Origin of the sequence: Acinetobacter geminorum (assembly GCF_013009345.1) — a bacterium.
GTDB classification, from domain to species: Bacteria; Pseudomonadota; Gammaproteobacteria; order Pseudomonadales; family Moraxellaceae; genus Acinetobacter; species Acinetobacter geminorum.
In genome coordinates this window covers 178,403-198,090 of the sequence record NZ_JABELE010000008.1, presented here as the reverse complement: position 1 = coordinate 198,090, position 19,688 = coordinate 178,403, and the positions used below count along the sequence as shown (strand labels likewise).

Here is a 19,688-nt window from a genome sequence, read left to right as displayed (position 1 = left end):
TACGATTCAGTTCGATGATCGATTAAAAGATCATTTATAAAAAATGGAACTTACACAAAATAATTTACAGGCTCCATGGCTTGTATTATTATTGTTCTTTTATTTATTAAACATGCACTTATATAGTTACAAATAGGATCCTATAAATTTACTAATGGATTTCTACTTCAAAAAAACTCTTATACTCCAAAAACTTCCTACCTTTATAAATTCCACTTTAAAAATAACTTAGTCACTATTTATCCATATTTTATTAAAGCCTTCTTTGAAATAAAACAGCTTTATCCGAGAGCCTATGGCATGGCAGTTGAATATCGCAAATGGCTGCTTCGAGAACTCTTTGATCTGGTATTGAGTTTGGAAACCAACGCACTAAAACCCAGTGCCAATATGGTTTTAAACCTGATAGATGGATTGATGCTACAGACTTTAAGCTCAAAAAGTCTGGCTGAAAGAGATATGGTGTTAGAGTTGTTTTGGGGAAGAAACTGCTAAAGCAGCAACATAAAAAAAGAGTAAGCGAAATGCGTACTCTTTTCTTATGCACATCATAAATTCTTTATATCGCAATGTATAAAAATAGACCGCAAATAGCCGCAGCTAAAATGACATACATCACTTTTACTTCAAAGTGAAATAAGGCAATGAATGCTGCAATTGCAATGAATGCTGCCTCATAGTTAAAAGGATGGTTAAAGCCCTGTGGCCATAAAACATGGTAACTAAAGAACAGTGCCAAATTTAAAATCACACCAACTACGGCAGCAGTAATTGCAGTTAATGGCGCAGTAAACTTAAGCTCGTTATGTGTTGATTCGATGACAGGTGCACCTGCCAAAATAAATACAAATGAGAATAGAAAGGTAAACCAAGTAACAATAGTCGCGCCGATTGCACCCGCTAAAAACAAGTGTTCTGAACCTAATAAGGCATGGTTAAAGCCACCAAGAAAACCGACAAAAGCAACCACCATAATTAACGGGCCTGGTGTACTTTCACCAAGTGCTAAACCATCAATCATTTGTGTTGGACTTAACCATCCATAATAGTTCACAGCACCTTGATAGACATAGGGCAGTACTGCATATGCACCCCCAAAGGTAAGTAAAGCTGCTTTCGTAAAGAACCATGCCATTTGGGTATATGAATGATCCCAACCGAAATAAAGGCCGAGCCCAAGCACGGGAATAAACCACAGCAGCGCTGCGATCATCAGAATTTTAGTGAGATGTGACCATCTGAATTTTGCATGTTCGGGCGTTGGAGTGTCGTCATCAATTAAAGCAGCACCATAATCATTTTGGCTTTTGTTGTGCCCAGCATTGTTAGAAAATAACTCAGGATACTTCTTACTTGTAAAATAACCCGTGAGTCCTGCTGCCAAAACAATAAGTGGAAAGGGTAGATTTAAAACAAAGATGGCAAGGAAAGCGATAGCAGCAATTAACCACAAAAATTTATTCTTGAGTGATCGACTGCCAATTCTATACGTTGCATGAAAAACAATAGCGACTACAGCAGGTTTAACTCCATAAAACAGGCCAGCAATAACCGGAATATCACCGAATTTCACGTAGACCCATGATAGTGCGATTAAGATAAACAGCGAGGGAAGAACAAATAAAACACCCGCAACTATACCTCCAGCAGTACGGTGCATAAGCCAGCCAATATAAGTTGCTAACTGCTGTGCTTCCGGTCCAGGCAAGAGCATGCAATAGTTAAGTGCATGTAAAAAACGTTTTTCTGAAATCCAGCGCTTTTGTTCAACCAGTTCTTGATGCATAACAGCGATTTGTCCTGCTGGGCCCCCAAAGCTGATAAATCCTAATTTGAGCCAAAATAGGAATGCACGCCAAAAACTTACAGCTTCAACTGGCGAGTCCAGTGAATTTTCTTTTTCTTGTATCATGAACATTCTCTTTTTAAGTCGGCATATACGCCATCAAAGATATAATTGGTCAATTCGAATAATGTGGCTTCTGCTTGAAAGAATAAGCTGAACCTTGCTTGGAGAATACATCCTGCACGATAGCTTCGAATTTTTCAGAATGGCTCATGGGTAGTAGATAGACGCCATCACGAGCAGTTGAGTATATAACAATAATTGTTTAACTGATGTTAATCATTACTATAGCTTTTTTATATACTTATAAGAAAAAAGCTATCTACGGTGAGATAGCTTTGTATGACTCAAAATGCTCTAAGTTTGAAAATGTTGCGTCAATGAGTCTAAGAAAAGCTGAACCTTTTTTGGAATTTTTGAGCCATAAGGGGTGGTTGCATAAAAATGAAGTTCTAGTGAAAAGATGTCTTGTGAGCAATTAATAATAACGCCATCATCTTCATATTTTTTTGCTAAGAAATCGGGAATAAATAAAATACCTTTGTTTTTCCTACATAGCTCCAAAAGGATTTCTATATTATTGCAGATTAACTGAGGAGCTGAGTTAATAATTTTATTCTGTAGGTCTGATCTTGAATATAAGTATATATTATGTTTTCTTAAATCTTCTATACTTTTAGGTTTTCCATATTTTTTTAAAAATGCAGGAGTCGCATAGAAGTTTCTTTTATAGCGGTTTAGAGTGAAAGTATTTACGTCTGTAATTTCTTCTTCAAATTTTAAAATAATATCAAATTTATGTTCATTGATATCTACTGAATTTTCTGAAAATAGTAGATCAATTTCTATGTGCGGATATTGAATTAAAAAATTAGAAATAATATCTGAAAAGCATGTTTGAATAAAAACATGAGGGGCGCTAATTTTTAATATGCCCTCAGGATATTTTTGATCATATATGAAGTCATTCACAGCTAAGTCTAATTCTTTAACAATGACTTTACAACGCTGATAAAACTTTTCCCCTGAACGAGTCAGGTCCATCTTTCTGGTATTACGTATAAATAACGATGTACTAAATAGACTTTCTAAATAAAAAATTCTTTTAGACACTTGATCTCGAGTAATACCTAAATTTCTAGAGGCATTACTGAAATTTCCACTTTCAACGACGCTAATGAAAGTATGAATACAGTCTAGTTTATCCATTAATTTTTGAAAGGCTAAGTTGGCGAGTCGCTAAACTATATTATGATTTTTTACTTAATCAATCATTGTATCTTTTGGGGATACAGTTTGTATTTAAATAGGTGTCTAGTAGTTTACGTTTATTTTTGATTTTATATATATCATCTTTAGTTTTGATTTATCTGGTGATTAATAAAACTATATAAATGATTGCTTTAAGATTAAAAATATTTTATCTAATGTTCGAAAGATAATTTAAATATTGGTTTTTATATTAAATAGATAATTTTTATTAATACTAGATTGGATGTTTTTTAAATATCGGAAATATGGAATATCAATGAGGTACACAAATGAGTTACTTGATTAATAATAATCCAGTCTGGGTAAAAAAGATTTTATCAATTTATGGCTTACTTCCACTGTTACGAGTTGCCTTAGTTTCAGCTTACTTAGTCGGTGGAATTAATAAATTAATCGGATTTCACATGGCTGTTGAGGAACAGGCAAGTTTTGGTTTGCAACCTGCTTGGCTCTGGGCTGCTACAGCTATTTTTATTGAAATTGTTGGTTCACTGCTTGTTATTTTTAATCGTTTTGTCTGGCTAGGGGCTGGAGCTTTAGGTTGTTTAACAGCAATAGCGATGCTTGTAGCTAACGATTTTTGGAATCATACAGGCCCAGCATTTTTTAGTACGTTTAATAGTTTCTTCGAACATCTTGGCCTCATCGCTGGTCTGGTTATGGTCACCATCCTTTCTAATCAACAATCAAACTAACAATAAGTTCAAGCATCTAATTCTAATAGGAGTCTTTTATGCGTAAATCATTATCAGCCTTGCTTCTAGGCACAATGCTAGTAGGCACAAATGTTGCCATTGTTCCGCAAGTTTTCGCCAAAACAACAACAAGTGTCAAAAGTGAAGCACCTGGTGTAGCTCCTCAATACGATACAACGCATGTATATGTTAACCCTGAAGATTTTGATAAATTTACTGATAGCTTGGTGGCAACATTTGGGGGCACCAAATCTAAACAGGGTGTTTTTCAGGTGACCCCAACACCAAGCCAGACCATTTCCCAGCTTGTATTGACTCCAGTAGGAACACTGTCTGTATTTGGTTTTAAAACTCCAATTCCACATCCTTTTGGCTTGGAACGAACTGGCTATTTAGTTAAAGATATGGACGCGGCCGTACAGTCAGCTAAGGCAAACGGTGCAGATGTGATTGTTGATGCATTTCCTGACCCAATCGGGCGTGATGCGGTCATCCAGTGGCCGGGCGGTGTGAATATGCAGCTGTATTGGCACACGACTAAACCAAGCTATAACAAGTTAGAAACGGTTCCAGAAAATCGTATTTATATTTCAAAACAAAGTGCAGATTCTTTCGTTAAAAAGTTCGTCAATTTCTCGCATGGTAAAGTGGTTTCAGATAATCCAAAGGCAGCTGGTGTAGAGATTGGGCGCCCAAATGAAACGTATAGACGTATTCGCGTTGAATCTGATTTCGGCAAAATGACAGTGTTGGTCACCGATGGCCATCTTCCATATCCATATGGGCATGATATGACGGGTTATGAAGTTAAAAATCTAGCTGAAACTTTAGATAAAGCGACAAAAGCGGGTGCGACAGTCTTGGTGAATGCCTATAAGTCAGATGGCCGTGAAGCAGCGATGGTACAGTTCCCAGGTGGTTATATTGCCGAAATTCATGCGGCCCTAAAATAATTTATGCACTTAATGATTGATATAACAACGCTCATATTGCTTAGGGGCAATGTGAGTGTAAAAGACCAAGTCTCTGCAATGACCGATTATTACCGTGGATAACAATATGGCCCAGCATATTTCTAATGATAGAAAATCTCGAATTAAATGCTCAGAAACTTATCTTAAAATCATTAAAATGAGTGCATTGCTAACGGGTAGCCTATTTCTCTATGAGTTTGCTCATGCGGAACAAGAAGTTTCAAATACAAATGTCTGCCCAGCGCGTCCAAAAATCTCAAACAATCGTTGGCAAGAAAATTGGGATGTTTTAAAAAATCCGTGTGTCCCAAAGAAAATAGGAGACGACTTCAAATATATACCTTTTGGCAATAATAATTATTTGTCATTGGGGGCAAATATTCGTGAGCGTTTTGAAGTCAATAATAATGCGAGATTTGGCAGTGGAAATAATCAAGCCGATCGCTATTTAATTCAAAGATTACAAGTTCATGCCGATGCTCGTATTGGCGATCATTTACAATTATTTACTCAGCTTAGTGATGCACGTGCATTTGATAAAAAGAATATTAGTAGTACCGATCAGAATAGACTCGATGTAGAGCAAGCCTTCATTGCGTGGGTGAGTCCATTCAATAATGGAACTTTTAAGTTTAGAGTAGGCCGTCAAGAGATGGCTTTTGACTTACAGCGCTTTATTTCGAATCGAGAAGGACCGAATGTTAGGCAAGCCTTTGATGGTATTTGGTCGGGTTATGAATATGGCGATTGGAGAGTTTTAGGCTATCTCACCAGACCTGTTCAGATTGAAAAAGATTCAACTTTTAATGACCATTCGAAACGAAATTTAAGTTTTAGCGGTTTTCGTGTCGATAAACAAAATGTGTGGGGCGGTGAGTTATCTGGTTATTACTCGCGTTATGAACGAGATAATGCATCTTTTACAAGTGTTAAGGGTAATGAAATTCGAGACTTATATGATGTTCGTCATATGGGCAAAAAGAATAATATTGATTGGGATATTGAGGGGATGCTTCAACATGGAAGGATTGGAGCACAATCTATTCAGGCATGGGGACTTAGTAGCATTACTGGGTACACCTTTGCTGAGCAAGCTTGGTCGCCGCGTTTAGGTGTCCAGTTTGATATTGCCACAGGCGATAAAAGTGCCAACGATAATGAACTCAATACATTTAACCAGCTCTTTGCCAACGGCTCATACTTTACTTTGGCGGGTTATAGTGGTTACAGCAATATTATTCATATAAAACCATCTCTGACACTTAAACCTTCCGATAAACTCACCCTGTTAAGTGCCCTAGGTTTTCAATGGCGTGAAACTACCAATGATGCGGTTTATTTCCAAGGTAATAACAGCATGGCAAACACAGCAGGACAAGGCTCAAGCTGGACAGGAGCATATATTCAACTAAGAGCAGATCAAAAGATAAATTCTAATTTGTCTGTGGCTGCCGAAGCGGTTCACTTTGAAGTTGGTGATACGATTAAGCGAGCAGGAGGCAAAGACTCAAATTATCTAGGTCTTGAACTTAAGTATGGCTGGTAAATCGAGAAGAGAAAAATATGAGCACAGATTTGAAGCAAACTAAAATTGGACATTATCAAAATCTAGACATTGAGCTCGTGACTTGGGATTGCACCACGGCCAAGGTTGAACTTTCCTGTGCTTGTATCTTTGAACATGAAATAAATAACGGTTCTTTTTCGGGCGGTTTGGCACATTTAGATGACGCTCTAAATGGAAGACTAAATGAAATACGGAAAAATAACTGGTTCAGCGCAAAACTGAATGATGCTCTTTTAATAAATCAAACGCCATCCACCATACAAGCTTCTAAAGTTTTATTGATAGGAATGGGTGCACCAGAAGATTTTACGTTAGAGCGAATCGAGACTGCGATAAAAACTGCTGTAAAAACAGCCCATCAATTGGAACTCAAAAGTGTAGCGTTTGCTCCTAGTATTTTAGATACGGGCCTTAATCCTCCCTCTGGTTTAAATGAACTCATGCTAAGAAGTTTAAAAGAAGAATTAGACCGACATACACAACTTTATTTGCAAAATTTAGTCAAAAAGTCTGAAATTGAAAGGTGGATATTTGATTCAGGTTTTCAAAATTATGAGGTTAAGGCTGAACAATATATAGTGTCTTTTGCCAAAATTTTTCTTCAAGATTAATACACGTTTAAAAAATAAAGTTGTTTTAGCAGAAGATTCAGATTTAATGTCTATCTATGAGGCTTCAAACCAATCATAGATAGACTTAAGACTTTTATTAAGCTGATAAAAACTTTGCGTATTTAGAAATATCGACATTCCCACCACTAATAATGATGCCTATACGTTTGCCTTTTAACTCATGTTTTAAGTTACGGGCAGCAGCAAATCCTAGACATCCTGTTGGTTCGACAACCATTTTCATTCTCTCAGCAAAGAACTTCATAGAAGTCACGAGTTCTTCGTCTGTTACAGTCAAAATGTCATCTACATTCTTTTGAATAATAGGAAAAGTTAGTTTGCCTAAATATTGAGTTTGAGCACCGTCGGCAATCGTTTGGGGCGTATCAATATGAACAATTTCTCCTTTTCTAAAGGACATTTGCCCATCATTTCCTAGGGCAGGTTCAACACCATATATTTTACAGTTAGGAGAGAGTTGACGGGCAGATAAGGCAGAGCCAGCCAATAAGCCACCGCCACCTAAACATACAAAGAGGTAATCCAACTCACCAACTTCTTCAAATAGCTCTTTTGCAGCCGTTCCTTGACCTGCAATCACATGCGGATGGTCATAAGATGGAATTAATGTAAGACCATTTTTTTCGGCAATTTCTTTTCCAATTTGCTCCCGATCTTCTGTATAACGGTCAAATTCAACAATATTACCGCCGTATTCACGTGTCGCTGCCATTTTTGCTGCAGGAGCATCTTGGGGCATGATGATAGTTGCTGGAATGCCAAGAATTTTTGAAGAAAGCGCAATCGCTTGTGCATGATTTCCCGAAGAGAAAGCAACCACACCAGCTTTTTTTTGAGCCTCATTAAATTGTAAAAGTGCATTCATTGCACCACGAAATTTGAAAGCACCAACACGCTGAAAATTTTCACATTTAAAGAATACTTCTGCTTCAAATTCATCATTAACAGTACGTGAAGTTAAAACAGGAGTTTTATTTACTAAGCCTTTTATACGTTCAGCAGCGGCTGCGACATCTTCATAAGTTGGAAGGGTTAAATCTTTCATAATTAAACCTAATTCTATTCAATGTTTTCGGATGCAAGATTTCGTATTGCTTAATGAATACACAAAATATTTATCTTGTTTAGATAAAATATATACACTTAGATAAAATGTCTAATTTTATTTTCTAATTTGATAACAGTGGAATATAAGATTATGATTTAAATTAAGTTTAAAATTAGATAAAAAGTCTAAATTACTATTGGCATACTTTACGTTAGGGTTTGAAATAGTAAGTAAGTCATGAGGAGGAAATACATTGGGCAATCGTGATAAACATTTACTCACCCAACTAGATACTATTGCGAAGGGGCTAAGTGAAACACTATCTCCGTTTTGCGAAGTTGTGGTCCATGATTTAACAAATCCTGAGCATGCGATACTCTCAATACACAATAATTTATCTGGTCGAAAAATTGGAGATCCAGCAACTGAGTTAGGGCTTGCTAGAATCATGTCTCCAGAATTTCCAAACCTTATTTCAAACTATGCAAACCAGTTTGCGGATGGACGTCCTGCAAAAAGTACTTCTATTGGCATTAAAGATGAAGAGGGTCAGTATGTGGCCGCGTTATGCATGAATATTGATTTAACCCTATTTAGAGGAATGCAAAGCGCTTTAGAACATTTTACTAAAATTGAAACTGATAACATTATTGAGAATTTAGAGCCGAATGGTACTGAAGCAATTCGAAGATATATTGATCAATTTGCATCAAAACATGCAACTACACCGCGTATGTTAAAACTTAATGAGAGAAAACAATTAATCCACGAATTAAAGAATAATGGCTTATTAGACATTAAAAAGGCTGTGGAGACGGTTGCACAACATTTGGGTATATCCAGAGCGAGTGCCTATTTGTATGTAAAGGAAACTTAAAAGTTTAATCTTATCTACCAAAAAACAACTTGTTTATTAAGTATGACTGATTTAAATAAGTAAAGAGGAACGCAACAAGCATCTCTACTGCTTGATCTAGGAGGTCATTATTTGAAGTTATTTATTGTTATATTTATTGCAATTTTTTCGAGTATTGGACTGATCTGTTTAATTGCTCTGCTTAGAAATCTAAAAAATTATTCACCATCTAGCGAGCATGATCATTCATCTTCTTCAACACATCATTTTCATGATAATAGTCCGAGTCATCATCATAGCTCTAGTTACTCAAATGACTGTTCATCGTCGTCTTCAGATTCAGGAGGATGTGATGGCGGCGGTGGCGGGGGAGATTAAAAAAGCCCTTTTATGCAAAGGGCTTTTTTATGATTTAAGGTAAATCGAACCAGATAAATTGACTGTCTTCAGTTGCGTGAATTGTCGCTTTATCTTCAAACACTAAAGCGTCGCCTGCTTTAACTTCTTGATCGCCGATACGAACTACGCCTGAAATCACGTGCACATAGTTCACTTTTTTAACCGTATCAACAGTTAACTCGTGTCCTTTTTCCAACACGGCAGATTTTACTTCTGCATTTTGGCGAATATGCATTGGTGCATTTGCATCAGGGCCTGCAATTAAATGCCATTTGTTTGGATCTTTACGCGGATCAAGATTAATTTGCTGGTAATTTGGCGCTGCATCTCTTTCATCAGGAATAATCCAGATTTGTAGTAAATGTACAGGCGTATCAGTGTTGTTGATCTCACTGTGGGCAACACCTGTGCCAGCACTCATGAGTTGCCATTCACCCGCTTTAATCTGTCCTTCATTTCCTATAGTGTCGCGATGTGAAATTGCACCATCTAGCACACAAGTTAAGATTTCCATGTTGTCATGGGAGTGCGTACCAAAACCATTATGCGCATCAATCTGGTCGTCATTAATTACACGTAGCGCGCTTACACCCATATATTTAGGGTCGTACCAACTACCAAATGAAAAGCTGTGATAAGACTCTAACCAACCCGCTTTTACATGTCCTCGATCTTCACCACGATGTAGATAAGCATTCATGATCTAATCTCCCAAATTTTTATTTATCTCTTGAGAAATATAGTAATGTTCTATTTAGGGCGAAAAAATAGGTTAACTGCAACATGTCGTTGCATAATTGATATGATCGTATAGTTTTTTTATTTATAGATGTATTTTGAATTATAAAAAAAACCTGCCATGAAGGCAGGTTTTATTCAAATGATTGTTGATCTTAATTCGCTAGATCAAGGTCATCATATTCATTCAATGTCTTACCTTGCTGAATATGTTTCTGATAATGTTGAGCACGGAGTATGTCTAGTTCTGAACTTGATACGCCATCTCTCCAATAGCCAGCAATACGCACGTCATTTTTATTAAACTGTTTGTCTTCTAGAAAAAACTGGCGTAAAGCTCTGGCTTCTTTGCGTTCGCAAGCCGCCCAAATCGTAATGTTGTCATAAGTTTTTAGCGCAAATGCTGCTTTTAAAAGAAGACCTTTTTGTGGCGTGTGTTGTTCTTTATGGAACGAATGAATTTTGACATGGTCATGACGGGGTAATTGGCTAGCAATATCTTTTTCAAAACTTTCAATAAAAATATCAGCACTTACGCCATTTTCCCATTCATTCAGTATCGAATATAACGCGGGTACAGCCGTATCGTCGGCAAACATGACCACATGTTTTTTATGTATGAAATTGGGAATGAAATGAGGGCGGGGGCCAATAAGCCCGATTTTTGTACCCACTTGAGCTGAATTAAGCCATTCCATTGCTGGGCTTAAATCTTCATGTTTAACAAAATCAATTTCGATTTGAGCGTTTACAGGATTGAAGGAACGGACCGTATAGACGCGTGAGATGGGTTGTCCCTCTGGCGGATTGCTCACAATTAACCGAATTGCCAAATTGGGAGCTTGCCAAAGCTCTGGCTGTAATGTGTTGATTTTTCCTTGAATTCTTACAATGGACGTATACGGCGTATGGATCGAGACGATAGTCATCTCAAGCTGTTCCATATCTTGTAAATGGTCTTTTTCTTTTAGTAAGTCGCCATATTCTTGTTTCGATTTTTCTGCAATTTTTGTCATACATATAACCCAAGCTTCATGATTAATATAGAGCGTAATAATTGATATAGATGTAGTCTCTCTATTCATTACGATAACCAAGTTGGCTCTAAATGTAAATAATAATCATTATTAATTATGGTTTTTAGATCATAAATATAGACCTCTAAACGATTAGACCTAAGGTTAAAAATTATCTTATTTTTTGATATTTATCATTTTTTATAAATAACTCCTTAAAAAGGGAAAATTGATATTTCTCTTAATATTAATTGTAAATGATTATCATTTGTATTATTGTGCTGGGATATCTATTATTCAAACAAACAGCGATAAAGACGACATTTTTATAACTTTGTTTTGAATATTAGGTTGGGTGGTATTGCATAAAGAATAGGGTGAGGACCAAGATAAATGCTAAAAGATTTGAGTCAAAATTTAGGGCAAACGAATGATAAAAATAACAACGTAGAAAATTTCTTAAAGCGAATTTATGAAAATATTTTTGAACAAAATTCCCATCGAACAGCACTTATTTTTGAAGACCGTAGCATTAGTTATGCTGAGGTAGGGACTCAGGTCGCCAAAGTTATGTATGCGTTAAAAATGCAAGACTTGGCAACAGGGTCCGTTGTTGCAATTTGCCTGAGAAAAAGTCCTGAGCATATTTATACCGCTTTGGCATGTGCGCTTACTGGCATCATTTGGCTACCTGTAGATATAGATTCTCCGCCATCAAGACTGAACTATTTATTGAAGAATAGTCGGGCAGATGTTGTGGTGAGTGACTCATCCATTGCAGGTGTTCAAAACCTAAATATTAATGAAATTTTATCGGCTACAACTGAGTTTGAACCGAGCTTTAATGCCGAAATTAACCGACTTCCAGCTTATTATTTATATACTTCGGGAAGTACAGGAACTCCGAAATGTGTGGTCTTAAATAATCAAGCCACAGAAAACACGCTACAACAGACGATCTCGGAATGGAGAATCACTGCCGACGATGTAATTATGGCGGTAACACCGTTTCATCATGATATGTCGGTATTTGATGTATTTGCTTCAATGGCAGTGGGTGCAACTTTAGTGGTGCCATCCTTTGAGCAAAGTAAAAATGCTGTTATCTGGGCCAATTTTGTAGATCGTTACAATGTTACGCTTTGGAGCAGTGTGCCTGCCATTGTTGATATGCTGTTCAGTGTAGCTCAAAAAGAACAACTACAGTCTTTGCGTTTAATTGCCCAAGGCGGCGACTATATCAAACCTTCACTCATTTCGAAGTTAAGAGAACAATTGCCTAACGCTCGTTTATTTTCATTAGGTGGACCTACCGAAACCACAATTTGGAGTATATGGCATGAAATTGATGAGCAAGATCAGGAAATTATTCCGTATGGAAAAGCTTTAGAAAATAACCGTTATTTTATTTTGGATGAAAATCTGAAGCCTTGCCAAATGGGCGAGGTCGGTACGATGTATATGTCCGGCCTGAATTTATCAAATGGTTATTTACTTGATGGGGAAATTTATTATAAAGATTTCGTTGATATTCAAGTGAGCGAAAATGAAACTCAAACTGCTTTTCGCATGAGTGATCAAGGATATTTTAGGGAAGATGGAAATATTATTTTTGCTGGACGTGAGGAAGGTTATTTAAAAATAAAAGGTGTGAGAATCTCTGCGGCCGAGGTTGAAAATGCTTTAACCAAGCACCCGTATATTCATAACTGTGTGATAGTAAGTTGTGTACATCCAACGACTGAAACTCAAGAGTTAGTCGCCGTTTATACTCTAGAAAATAAATACAAAACTACTCGCTTAAATAGCCCCGAATTAAAGAACTTTTTAAAAGTGCATTTGCCAAGTTCACATATTCCTTCGAAATATCTGGTCGTCGAAACCATACCTTTGACCCGAAATGGAAAAATTGATCGTAAAGCTGTGCAAGAAATCGCTCAGGGGAAAATTTATGTATCTTCTATGTTGTCTACAAACTCCTCTAAAACACAGTTATCAGTCGCTGAGGTAGGAGATTCGGTGTTATCGGTTTTCCGTGAATGCATAGCTGACAGCCAAGCTGAAAGAATGGATATTTTTTATAGAAGTGAAATATTAGCGATAGGCATTCGTCCGAAACAACTCATGAGTATTGCTCATAAACTTTCTCAGAAGCTTAATACACAAATTGATTTTTATACACTCATTAGCTGCAAAACAATTCAGGATGTAGTGAATAAAGTAGAGCAGCAAATAAAATAGAAAATTGAAATGTGCTTAAAAGCGGAGTTGAGATGTTTGCTTTTAAGCACATGATTGGTTTTAGGGCAACTAGATTTGAGCTAAGGTTGCCTTAATTTTTTCACAGATACTTTGCACTGTTACAGTCGGGAAGCGGTGGGCTTGATAAGTAATAATCATGCTTAACTGATGTTGTCCATCAATCACATTTTCCATAATTTCAAAATGCAATCCGAACATCGATTCATCACGTTCTGGCAAGATCTGACGATAGGGAAGGTCTTGTCCCTGAGGGGTTTTGAGCACGCCGTTTAAAGCGTTATTTGAATGGATATGAATAAACACATCAAATAACAGTCCTTCATCGGCGCTCATCCCTAACGCATTTTGAATATGGTTGATTGGAATATCTGCATAGGCCATCGAGGTATTAATCATTCTGCTGATATTGTGAAGCAACGATTGGAATGAATCTGAAGGGCTAAACTGTGTGCGATGCGCAACCATGGTCGTAAAGTAACCCACTGTATCAAAAAACTCAGGATCAGTTCGTCCAGAAGCAGAAGTACCAATCACAATATCTTTTAAATCACCTTGTTGCTGTAAGGCATTGGCGATAGCAGTATAGAGAACCGCGAAAATAGAAGAGCCGTGTTGTCTCGAAAATGCGAGGAGCTTGTCATGCATTTCTGGTGCAAATTTAAGTTCGAGCCATTGGACTGGAGGTTTTTCCTTTTCAGCATTTAATTCATGTTGTGAAACAGGGAGGTATAAACCTTTGGTTGCTCCTGTTAGCAGGTTAGTCCAATAATTTAGATGGTCTTGGTTAATCCCTTGCTTTTGCTGAAGTAAAGAAAAATCAAGAATAGATTGGGCAGGTGCCTTCCAGTTTGGTGCTTGAGCATTTGAGCGAGCAAGATAAGCATGCGCAAGGTCAGCCATAATCGTATTTAAAGACCATTCATCAATCACCATGTGGTGAACTAAGAATGATAGAGTTTGGCGACCTTTAGCATTTCGAATTAAACGAATTCTTAATGGAAGTTCGCGGGTTAAATCAAATTTATATGAAGCTTCACTTGCAAGCGTTGCATCGTGACTTTCGGCACTATTCCAAAACCATTTGAATTGTTTAAGTTCAGACGTAGGAATAACCTGTTGATAGGTTTGACCATTGTCGGTATTAAAAATTGTCCGTAAACCTGCATGGCGCTCAACAATATCTGTAAATGCTTGAAAGAAAATATTCTCATTAATTTCTTCAAGGAATTCTACGGCAAATGGCAAGTTATAAATTGGGCTAAAATCGAATGCAGAATAAGCTTGCCATAGGAAATCTTGAGCTAAAGTAAGCGGGGCTTTATCGACACTTTGTAAGGTGGATTTTTCAGTTTTTGCAGATTTAACGAAAGCATATTGGGCTAAATCAGCAGCAGATGGAGATTTAAAGAAATCATTAAATTGAATCTCAATTCCATGTTTATTAAGTAGATTTCCAATAATTCGTGTTGCTAAGAGTGAATGGCCGCCAAAATCAAAAAAGTCATCATGTTGGCTCATTTCTGGTTCAGCGAGAGTATTTCGGAACTCTTCTAAAATAATTTCTGAAACATAAGCTTGGTTAGGTTCTTCTGACGCTTTTGCGAAACTTGTATCTAGATGATGTGAGATATCAATTTCAGTTAGTACCAATGGCATATTATTGGTTGAATATTGTTGATATCTATTTTGTATGGCCTGAATGAAATCTGACTTTTGATAGCTTTCATCAAGAATCGGGTGTAGCGCTAAAATAAGAAAATAGTCTTGTTCAGTTTCTACGAGACTTGTAAAAAAAGGGGGATGAAATTCGGCATTCCATGATTGCGCTTTTAAGGTAGCTACCTGCTCAAATACTTGTTCTGTATTGCTCTTTTTTAATTCTAGGCAAGCTGAATAGTCATCAAATGGATATTTGTATAAATCGCCTTCGTCACTAAATGTATAACGGACATTTAAGTCAGGTGTAGTTTTAATAATGTCTTGAATTGCTTTAATCAGCAGTTGAATGTCTAAACCTTGATTAACTTTCCACAGATTAAAACGTCGATTAACTTGTTCAGGCTGCTGTAATTGCAACATCCAGATATGTTCTTCGTAATCAGTAACCGAAAGGAGAGAGGGCGATTTGGAAAATTGTTCCAACATAAATGAATCCTGGTTTATCAAATGGCTATTTTCATCAATTTTATTTCGCAAATTTTTTACATTAGATTAAATTTCATATAATTCATAATGTTATAGATTTGCTTGTTTGCAAAAATTGACCTTTTTCTAATGAGTTGATGTCCACATGAACTGTACTGATGTAACAGTAGGGTTACATTTTACCTTTAAACATACTATAATTGATTCTCATTTACATCAAGATTATTATTTGCAAGAAGATGATGCCAATTGAGAATGACGAATTTTTAAAATAGAAAATAAATAATAAGTAATTGATTAATATTTATTTAATTCGAAATTGGTTCGGCAAAAATAATTTAAAGATGAAAAAAACGATCCTTAGAATAGGGCTGTAATTTTGCCTATTCAAAAGGAACTTATTTTGTTGTCTCGATAAAATTGAGGAATTTTCATGAGAATATTCAATCATGAAAGGTTAATAAGCCCATCAAATGTTGAACAAATTTTCCCTCGCTTTGGTTTGATGGGACTAAATTTGCAATTTGCATCGGCTTTATTACGCTCAAGTGGGGCACGCCACTGATGCAATTCGGCTTATTTTTTATTTTTATCCTTTTATGTATTTGTTCGTTATTGCTCGGGGCTGAGCCAATACAGTGGTCTACCTTATTTCCTTTTTCTCATGAGAGTTGGCTCACTCTTACAGCCAGCCGTATTCCTCGTTTAATTACTATTGTGCTTACCGGTATTGGGTTGGCGGTATGTGGCGTCATCTTGCAGCATATTGTGCGTAACAAGTTTGTTGAACCGGAAACATCGGGTGGTTTAGATGCTGCCAAACTGGGAATTTTAGTGTCATTAACTTTAGTTCCGGTAACCAGCACGCTGAGCAAGATGATATTTGCGATCATTTTTTGTTTTATTGCCAGCTTAATTTATATCGCAATTATTCGCCGGATCCGTTTTAGAAATACTGTTTTAGTACCGGTTATTGGTTTGATGTACGGCAGTGTACTGAGCGCCTTAGCTGAGTTTTATGCCTATCGCTTTAATATTTTACAAAGTATGCAAGGGTGGCTTTTAGGAGATTTTTCAAAAATTGTCCAAGGCCACTATGAAGTTATTTACATTATTTTTCCGATTGTTGTCCTGACTTATCTTTTTGCACACCGCTTTACCGTGATTGGTATGGGTGAAGAGATGGCTTCTAGCTTAGGACTTAGTTATGCAGCTATAGCCGCGATTGGTTTAATACTGGTTGCCATTACAGTTTCGACCACAGTAATTACGGTTGGTGCTATTCCTTTTGTCGGGCTCGTAGTTCCCAATTTGGTCGCACTGAAATACGGAGAAAACTTAGCTAAAACCTTGCCCATTGTGGCTTTAGGTGGGGCGTCTCTATTACTGATTTGCGACATTCTTGGTCGCTCAATCATTTATCCATTTGAAGTGCCAATTGGACTTACCGCAGGTGGTGTGGGGGGAATTATTTTCCTCATCCTCATTTTGAGGGAGTTCAGATAATGCGTATTCCAAAGCTATGGATGATTTATCTGATTGTGATCTGCCTAGCAATAAGTTTTTTATTTTTAAACTCAGGGTTAGATTTTGATTACGTCATTCCTAATCGACTTCTGCGTCTTGCCACGATTGTGATAGCCGGTATTTGCGTTGCTTTTTCCTCGATTGTTTTTCAAACACTGGTCGGTAATCGTATTTTGACTCCCTCAATTATGGGCTATGAAGCGATTTATCTCTTATGGCAAGTTTTGTTGTTGTTTTTTTGGGGGACACATGGATTAAGCCAGTTAGGGGTAAATGGTAATTTCTTTATCTCAATCGTTTTAATGCTGCTTTATTCGTGGGTAATCCATAAGTGGTTATTGCCATATGGTAGAAATGATGTCTTTCTCCTGTTGCTTTTAGGGTTAGTCCTTACCATGGTCGTCGGGACGGTTACTCAATTTATTCAACTCAAAATTAATCCTGGTGAATTTTCTGTTTTCCAAGGCCTTAGCTATGCTTCTTTTAATCGCTCTCAACCAGAAACTTTATTGTATGCCAGCTTAGCCGTAGTCATTGTGCTATTCCTCGGTAGAAAAGCACTCCTTGTTCTGGACGTTCTGGTTTTAGGGCGTGAGCAAGCAATTTCATTAGGCATTCATCATCACCGCTATGTCAGTTTCTATTTAGCTCTAATCGCTATTTTGGTTGCGGTATCTACCAGCCTGATTGGCCCGACAGTATTTATGGGCGTATTTATTGCCAACATTACTTATGCACTAGCAAGAAGTTATAAGCATAAATTAACGCTGCCCATGGGTTGTGCCATCACGATTGCCATATTTATTGCTGCTCAAATTTTAGTTGAGCACGTTTTTAATTACAAAACGACCGTCAGCATTTTAGTCAATCTCGTATGTGGCATTTATTTCCTTGCGCTGACGGTTCGTACCCGAGGTGTCGCATGATTCATGTCAAGAATATCAATAAGTCATATGGAAATAAGCCAATACTGACTGACGTAAATGTTGAATTTCCTACAGGTCAGGTGACGTCACTCATTGGTCCAAATGGAGCCGGAAAATCGACTTTGCTCATGATGATGGCTCGTTTAATTGAACCGGATAAAGGCGAGATTTTTCTTAATCATCAAAATATTGCGGAAATTAAAACCGCTGTTTACGCCAAGCATGTCGCGACTTTACGTCAAGCACCTGGCTTTAATTTGCGCTTAACCGTCGAAGAGCTGGTGTCATTTGGACGCTTTCCCTATAGCCGTGGTGTTTTAACCGAGCAAGATCGTCAGGTGGTTGATGAGGCTATTGAGTTTCTTTCTTTAGAGCCGCTGCGCAAATCTTACATAGATGAAATTAGTGGTGGTCAAAGGCAGATGGCCTTTTTGGCGATGACGATCGCCCAGGAAACAGACGTACTTTTATTAGATGAACCCTTAAATAACCTTGATATGAAACATGCCGTTCAAATTATGCGCGCACTCAGGCGCTTATGTGATGAACAAGGGCGCACTGTGATTTTAGTCATTCATGACATCAATTTTGCCACGAATTACTCGGACCATATTGTCGCGCTAAAGAACGGAAAACTTCATTTCAGTGGGTTAACCGAACAAGTGATTACAGAGGCGCAATTAAATGATCTGTACGAGCTTGATTTTGAAATTACATACAGTGAGCGTGGCTGTATGTGTAATTACTTCAACTCATCTGGAGCTTGAATACATATGAACTGGAAGAAAAAGTATGGGGGAGTAGCCCTCATCATAGCGGCAGCTGTCACTCTACAAGCATGTGATCAAAAAGTTGCAGATACCACTCAAGCTTCTCAGAAGCTAGCAGAACCGATTACGGTAAAACATGAGCTTGGAACTACGGTGATAGATCATCTACCGCAACGCGTTGCCGTTCTTGATATGAATGAAGCTGACTTTCTAGATCAACTGAATGTCCCGATTATGGGAATGCCAAAAGATTATGTTCCACACTTTTTGGAAAAATATAAAAAAGATGCACAAATTCAGGATTTGGGTGCAATTGTACAGCCCAATATGGAAAGGATATATGCATTAAAACCAGACTTGATCTTGATGACGCCATTACACGTTAATCAGTATCAGGAACTGTCAAAAATTGCCCCGACCATTCACTACGATATTAACTTCAACAATAGCGAGAGTAATCATATTGGTCTGGTTGAAGACCATATGATGACCTTAGGAAAAATATTTAATAAAGAAGATTTAGCCCGCCAGAAAGTTTCTGAACTCGATGAACAGGTGAAGCAAATACAAGCGGTGACAGCCAATCGCCCAGAAAGAGCGTTAGTTGTTCTTCATAATAATGGGGCATTTAGTAATTTTGGTATTCAGTCACGCTATGGCTTTATTTTTAATGCTTTTGGGGTAAAGCCTGCAAGTGGTGTGGTGGATACAAGTCTACACGGGCAACCAATTTCGAGTGAATTCATCAAGAAAGCGGACCCCGATATTCTCTATATCGTGGACCGAACTGCTGTGATGGAACATCGCTCAAAAATTAATGCTGCCAGTGTTGAAAATCCATTATTACGTCAAACCAAAGCGTGGAAAAACGGTCGTGTCATTTTTGTCGATGCCGATGCATGGTACACCACGGCTGCAAGCCCAACTTCACTCAAAATAGTGATGGAAGATGTGAAAAAAGGCTATCAATAAATTTTTGGGCACATCACTTAATCAAATTTTACAGCATAAATTT

General features: G+C 37.4%; 17 protein-coding genes and 2 pseudogenes. 12 read left to right on the top strand and 7 right to left on the bottom strand.

The window, feature by feature from the left end:
- Window positions 1-255: 255 nt before the first annotated feature.
- Window positions 256-495, top strand: a pseudogene (locus tag HJG58_RS09735) (TetR/AcrR family transcriptional regulator); the annotation flags it as partial.
- A gap of 64 nt (window positions 496-559) precedes the next feature.
- Here the strand turns inward: HJG58_RS09735 and chrA are convergent.
- The 3 genes and pseudogenes from chrA to HJG58_RS09725 all read right to left on the bottom strand — a co-directional run bounded on the left by chrA (window position 560) and on the right by HJG58_RS09725 (window position 3,055).
- Window positions 560-1,912, bottom strand: a complete 1,353-nt coding sequence (gene chrA / locus HJG58_RS09730) for a chromate efflux transporter (RefSeq protein WP_170248718.1) — start codon at window positions 1,910-1,912, stop codon at window positions 560-562.
- A gap of 76 nt (window positions 1,913-1,988) precedes the next feature.
- Window positions 1,989-2,084 (bottom strand): annotated as a pseudogene (locus tag HJG58_RS19025) (chromate resistance protein ChrB domain-containing protein); the annotation flags it as partial.
- Window positions 2,085-2,203: 119 nt separating this feature from the next.
- Window positions 2,204-3,055: a LysR family transcriptional regulator gene (locus tag HJG58_RS09725; RefSeq protein WP_170248717.1), complete on the bottom strand. Its 852-nt coding sequence runs from the start codon at window positions 3,053-3,055 to the stop codon at window positions 2,204-2,206.
- Window positions 3,056-3,387: 332 nt separating this feature from the next.
- On the opposite strand from HJG58_RS09725, the gene HJG58_RS09720 reads away from it, so the two are divergent.
- From HJG58_RS09720 to HJG58_RS09705, 4 genes are all read left to right on the top strand, one after another.
- Entirely contained in the window at window positions 3,388-3,813 is a 426-nt protein-coding gene (locus HJG58_RS09720; protein ID WP_086265788.1) for a DoxX family protein, read from the top strand.
- 38 nt (window positions 3,814-3,851) lie between these two features.
- A complete protein-coding gene (locus HJG58_RS09715) occupies window positions 3,852-4,766 on the top strand; it encodes a glyoxalase (protein WP_170248716.1) in 915 nt (304 codons plus the stop codon).
- A gap of 106 nt (window positions 4,767-4,872) precedes the next feature.
- Window positions 4,873-6,333: an alginate export family protein gene (locus tag HJG58_RS09710; RefSeq protein WP_170248715.1), complete on the top strand. Its 1,461-nt coding sequence runs from the start codon at window positions 4,873-4,875 to the stop codon at window positions 6,331-6,333.
- 17 nt (window positions 6,334-6,350) lie between these two features.
- Window positions 6,351-6,965, top strand: coding sequence for a M17 family peptidase N-terminal domain-containing protein (locus HJG58_RS09705; RefSeq protein ID WP_170248714.1), 615 nt, complete (start codon window positions 6,351-6,353; stop codon window positions 6,963-6,965).
- 97 nt (window positions 6,966-7,062) lie between these two features.
- On the opposite strand, the gene HJG58_RS09700 is transcribed toward HJG58_RS09705, so the two are convergent.
- Entirely contained in the window at window positions 7,063-8,031 is a 969-nt protein-coding gene (locus HJG58_RS09700) for a threo-3-hydroxy-L-aspartate ammonia-lyase (protein ID WP_170248713.1), read from the bottom strand.
- A gap of 256 nt (window positions 8,032-8,287) precedes the next feature.
- Here HJG58_RS09700 and HJG58_RS09695 point away from each other — a divergent pair, with 256 nt between their 5' ends.
- On the top strand, window positions 8,288-8,911 hold the full coding sequence (locus HJG58_RS09695) for a helix-turn-helix transcriptional regulator (protein ID WP_046812566.1): 624 nt from the start codon (window positions 8,288-8,290) through the stop codon (window positions 8,909-8,911).
- 111 nt (window positions 8,912-9,022) lie between these two features.
- Window positions 9,023-9,268: a hypothetical protein gene (locus HJG58_RS19205; protein WP_375143860.1), complete on the top strand. Its 246-nt coding sequence runs from the start codon at window positions 9,023-9,025 to the stop codon at window positions 9,266-9,268.
- A 34-nt stretch (window positions 9,269-9,302) separates the two neighbouring features.
- On the opposite strand, the gene HJG58_RS09690 is transcribed toward HJG58_RS19205, so the two are convergent.
- Together HJG58_RS09690 and HJG58_RS09685 are read right to left on the bottom strand one after the other, a co-directional pair.
- Window positions 9,303-9,989 carry a pirin family protein gene (locus tag HJG58_RS09690; protein ID WP_170248712.1) on the bottom strand — a complete coding sequence of 229 codons (687 nt, stop codon included), beginning with the start codon at window positions 9,987-9,989 and terminating at the stop codon, window positions 9,303-9,305.
- A 193-nt stretch (window positions 9,990-10,182) separates the two neighbouring features.
- Complete coding sequence (locus HJG58_RS09685; RefSeq protein ID WP_170248711.1) at window positions 10,183-11,043, bottom strand: siderophore-interacting protein; 861 nt, start codon at window positions 11,041-11,043, stop codon at window positions 10,183-10,185.
- Window positions 11,044-11,436: 393 nt separating this feature from the next.
- Between HJG58_RS09685 and HJG58_RS09680 the strand changes: the two genes are divergently transcribed.
- The gene (locus tag HJG58_RS09680; RefSeq protein ID WP_170248710.1) at window positions 11,437-13,284 is read left to right on the top strand and encodes an AMP-binding protein; all 1,848 of its coding nucleotides are present in this window, start codon (window positions 11,437-11,439) and stop codon (window positions 13,282-13,284) included.
- A gap of 69 nt (window positions 13,285-13,353) precedes the next feature.
- Here HJG58_RS09680 and basB read toward each other — a convergent pair whose 3' ends face one another.
- Window positions 13,354-15,384: an acinetobactin non-ribosomal peptide synthetase subunit BasB gene (basB, locus tag HJG58_RS09675; RefSeq protein ID WP_170248725.1), complete on the bottom strand. Its 2,031-nt coding sequence runs from the start codon at window positions 15,382-15,384 to the stop codon at window positions 13,354-13,356.
- A gap of 630 nt (window positions 15,385-16,014) precedes the next feature.
- Here basB and bauD point away from each other — a divergent pair.
- The 4 genes from bauD to bauB are packed head-to-tail and all read left to right on the top strand — an operon-like array spanning window position 16,015 to window position 19,645.
- A complete protein-coding gene (bauD, locus tag HJG58_RS09670; protein ID WP_216076552.1) occupies window positions 16,015-16,956 on the top strand; it encodes a ferric acinetobactin ABC transporter permease subunit BauD in 942 nt (313 codons plus the stop codon).
- A complete protein-coding gene (gene bauC / locus HJG58_RS09665) occupies window positions 16,956-17,903 on the top strand; it encodes a ferric acinetobactin ABC transporter permease subunit BauC (protein WP_170248709.1) in 948 nt (315 codons plus the stop codon). The genes bauD and bauC overlap by 1 nt, the downstream gene beginning before the upstream one ends.
- Window positions 17,900-18,670: a ferric acinetobactin ABC transporter ATP-binding protein BauE gene (bauE, locus tag HJG58_RS09660; RefSeq protein WP_170248708.1), complete on the top strand. Its 771-nt coding sequence runs from the start codon at window positions 17,900-17,902 to the stop codon at window positions 18,668-18,670. The genes bauC and bauE overlap by 4 nt, the downstream gene beginning before the upstream one ends.
- A gap of 6 nt (window positions 18,671-18,676) precedes the next feature.
- Window positions 18,677-19,645, top strand: a complete 969-nt coding sequence (gene bauB, locus HJG58_RS09655; RefSeq protein ID WP_170248707.1) for a siderophore-binding periplasmic lipoprotein BauB — start codon at window positions 18,677-18,679, stop codon at window positions 19,643-19,645.
- The last annotated feature ends 43 nt before the right edge of the window (window positions 19,646-19,688 follow it).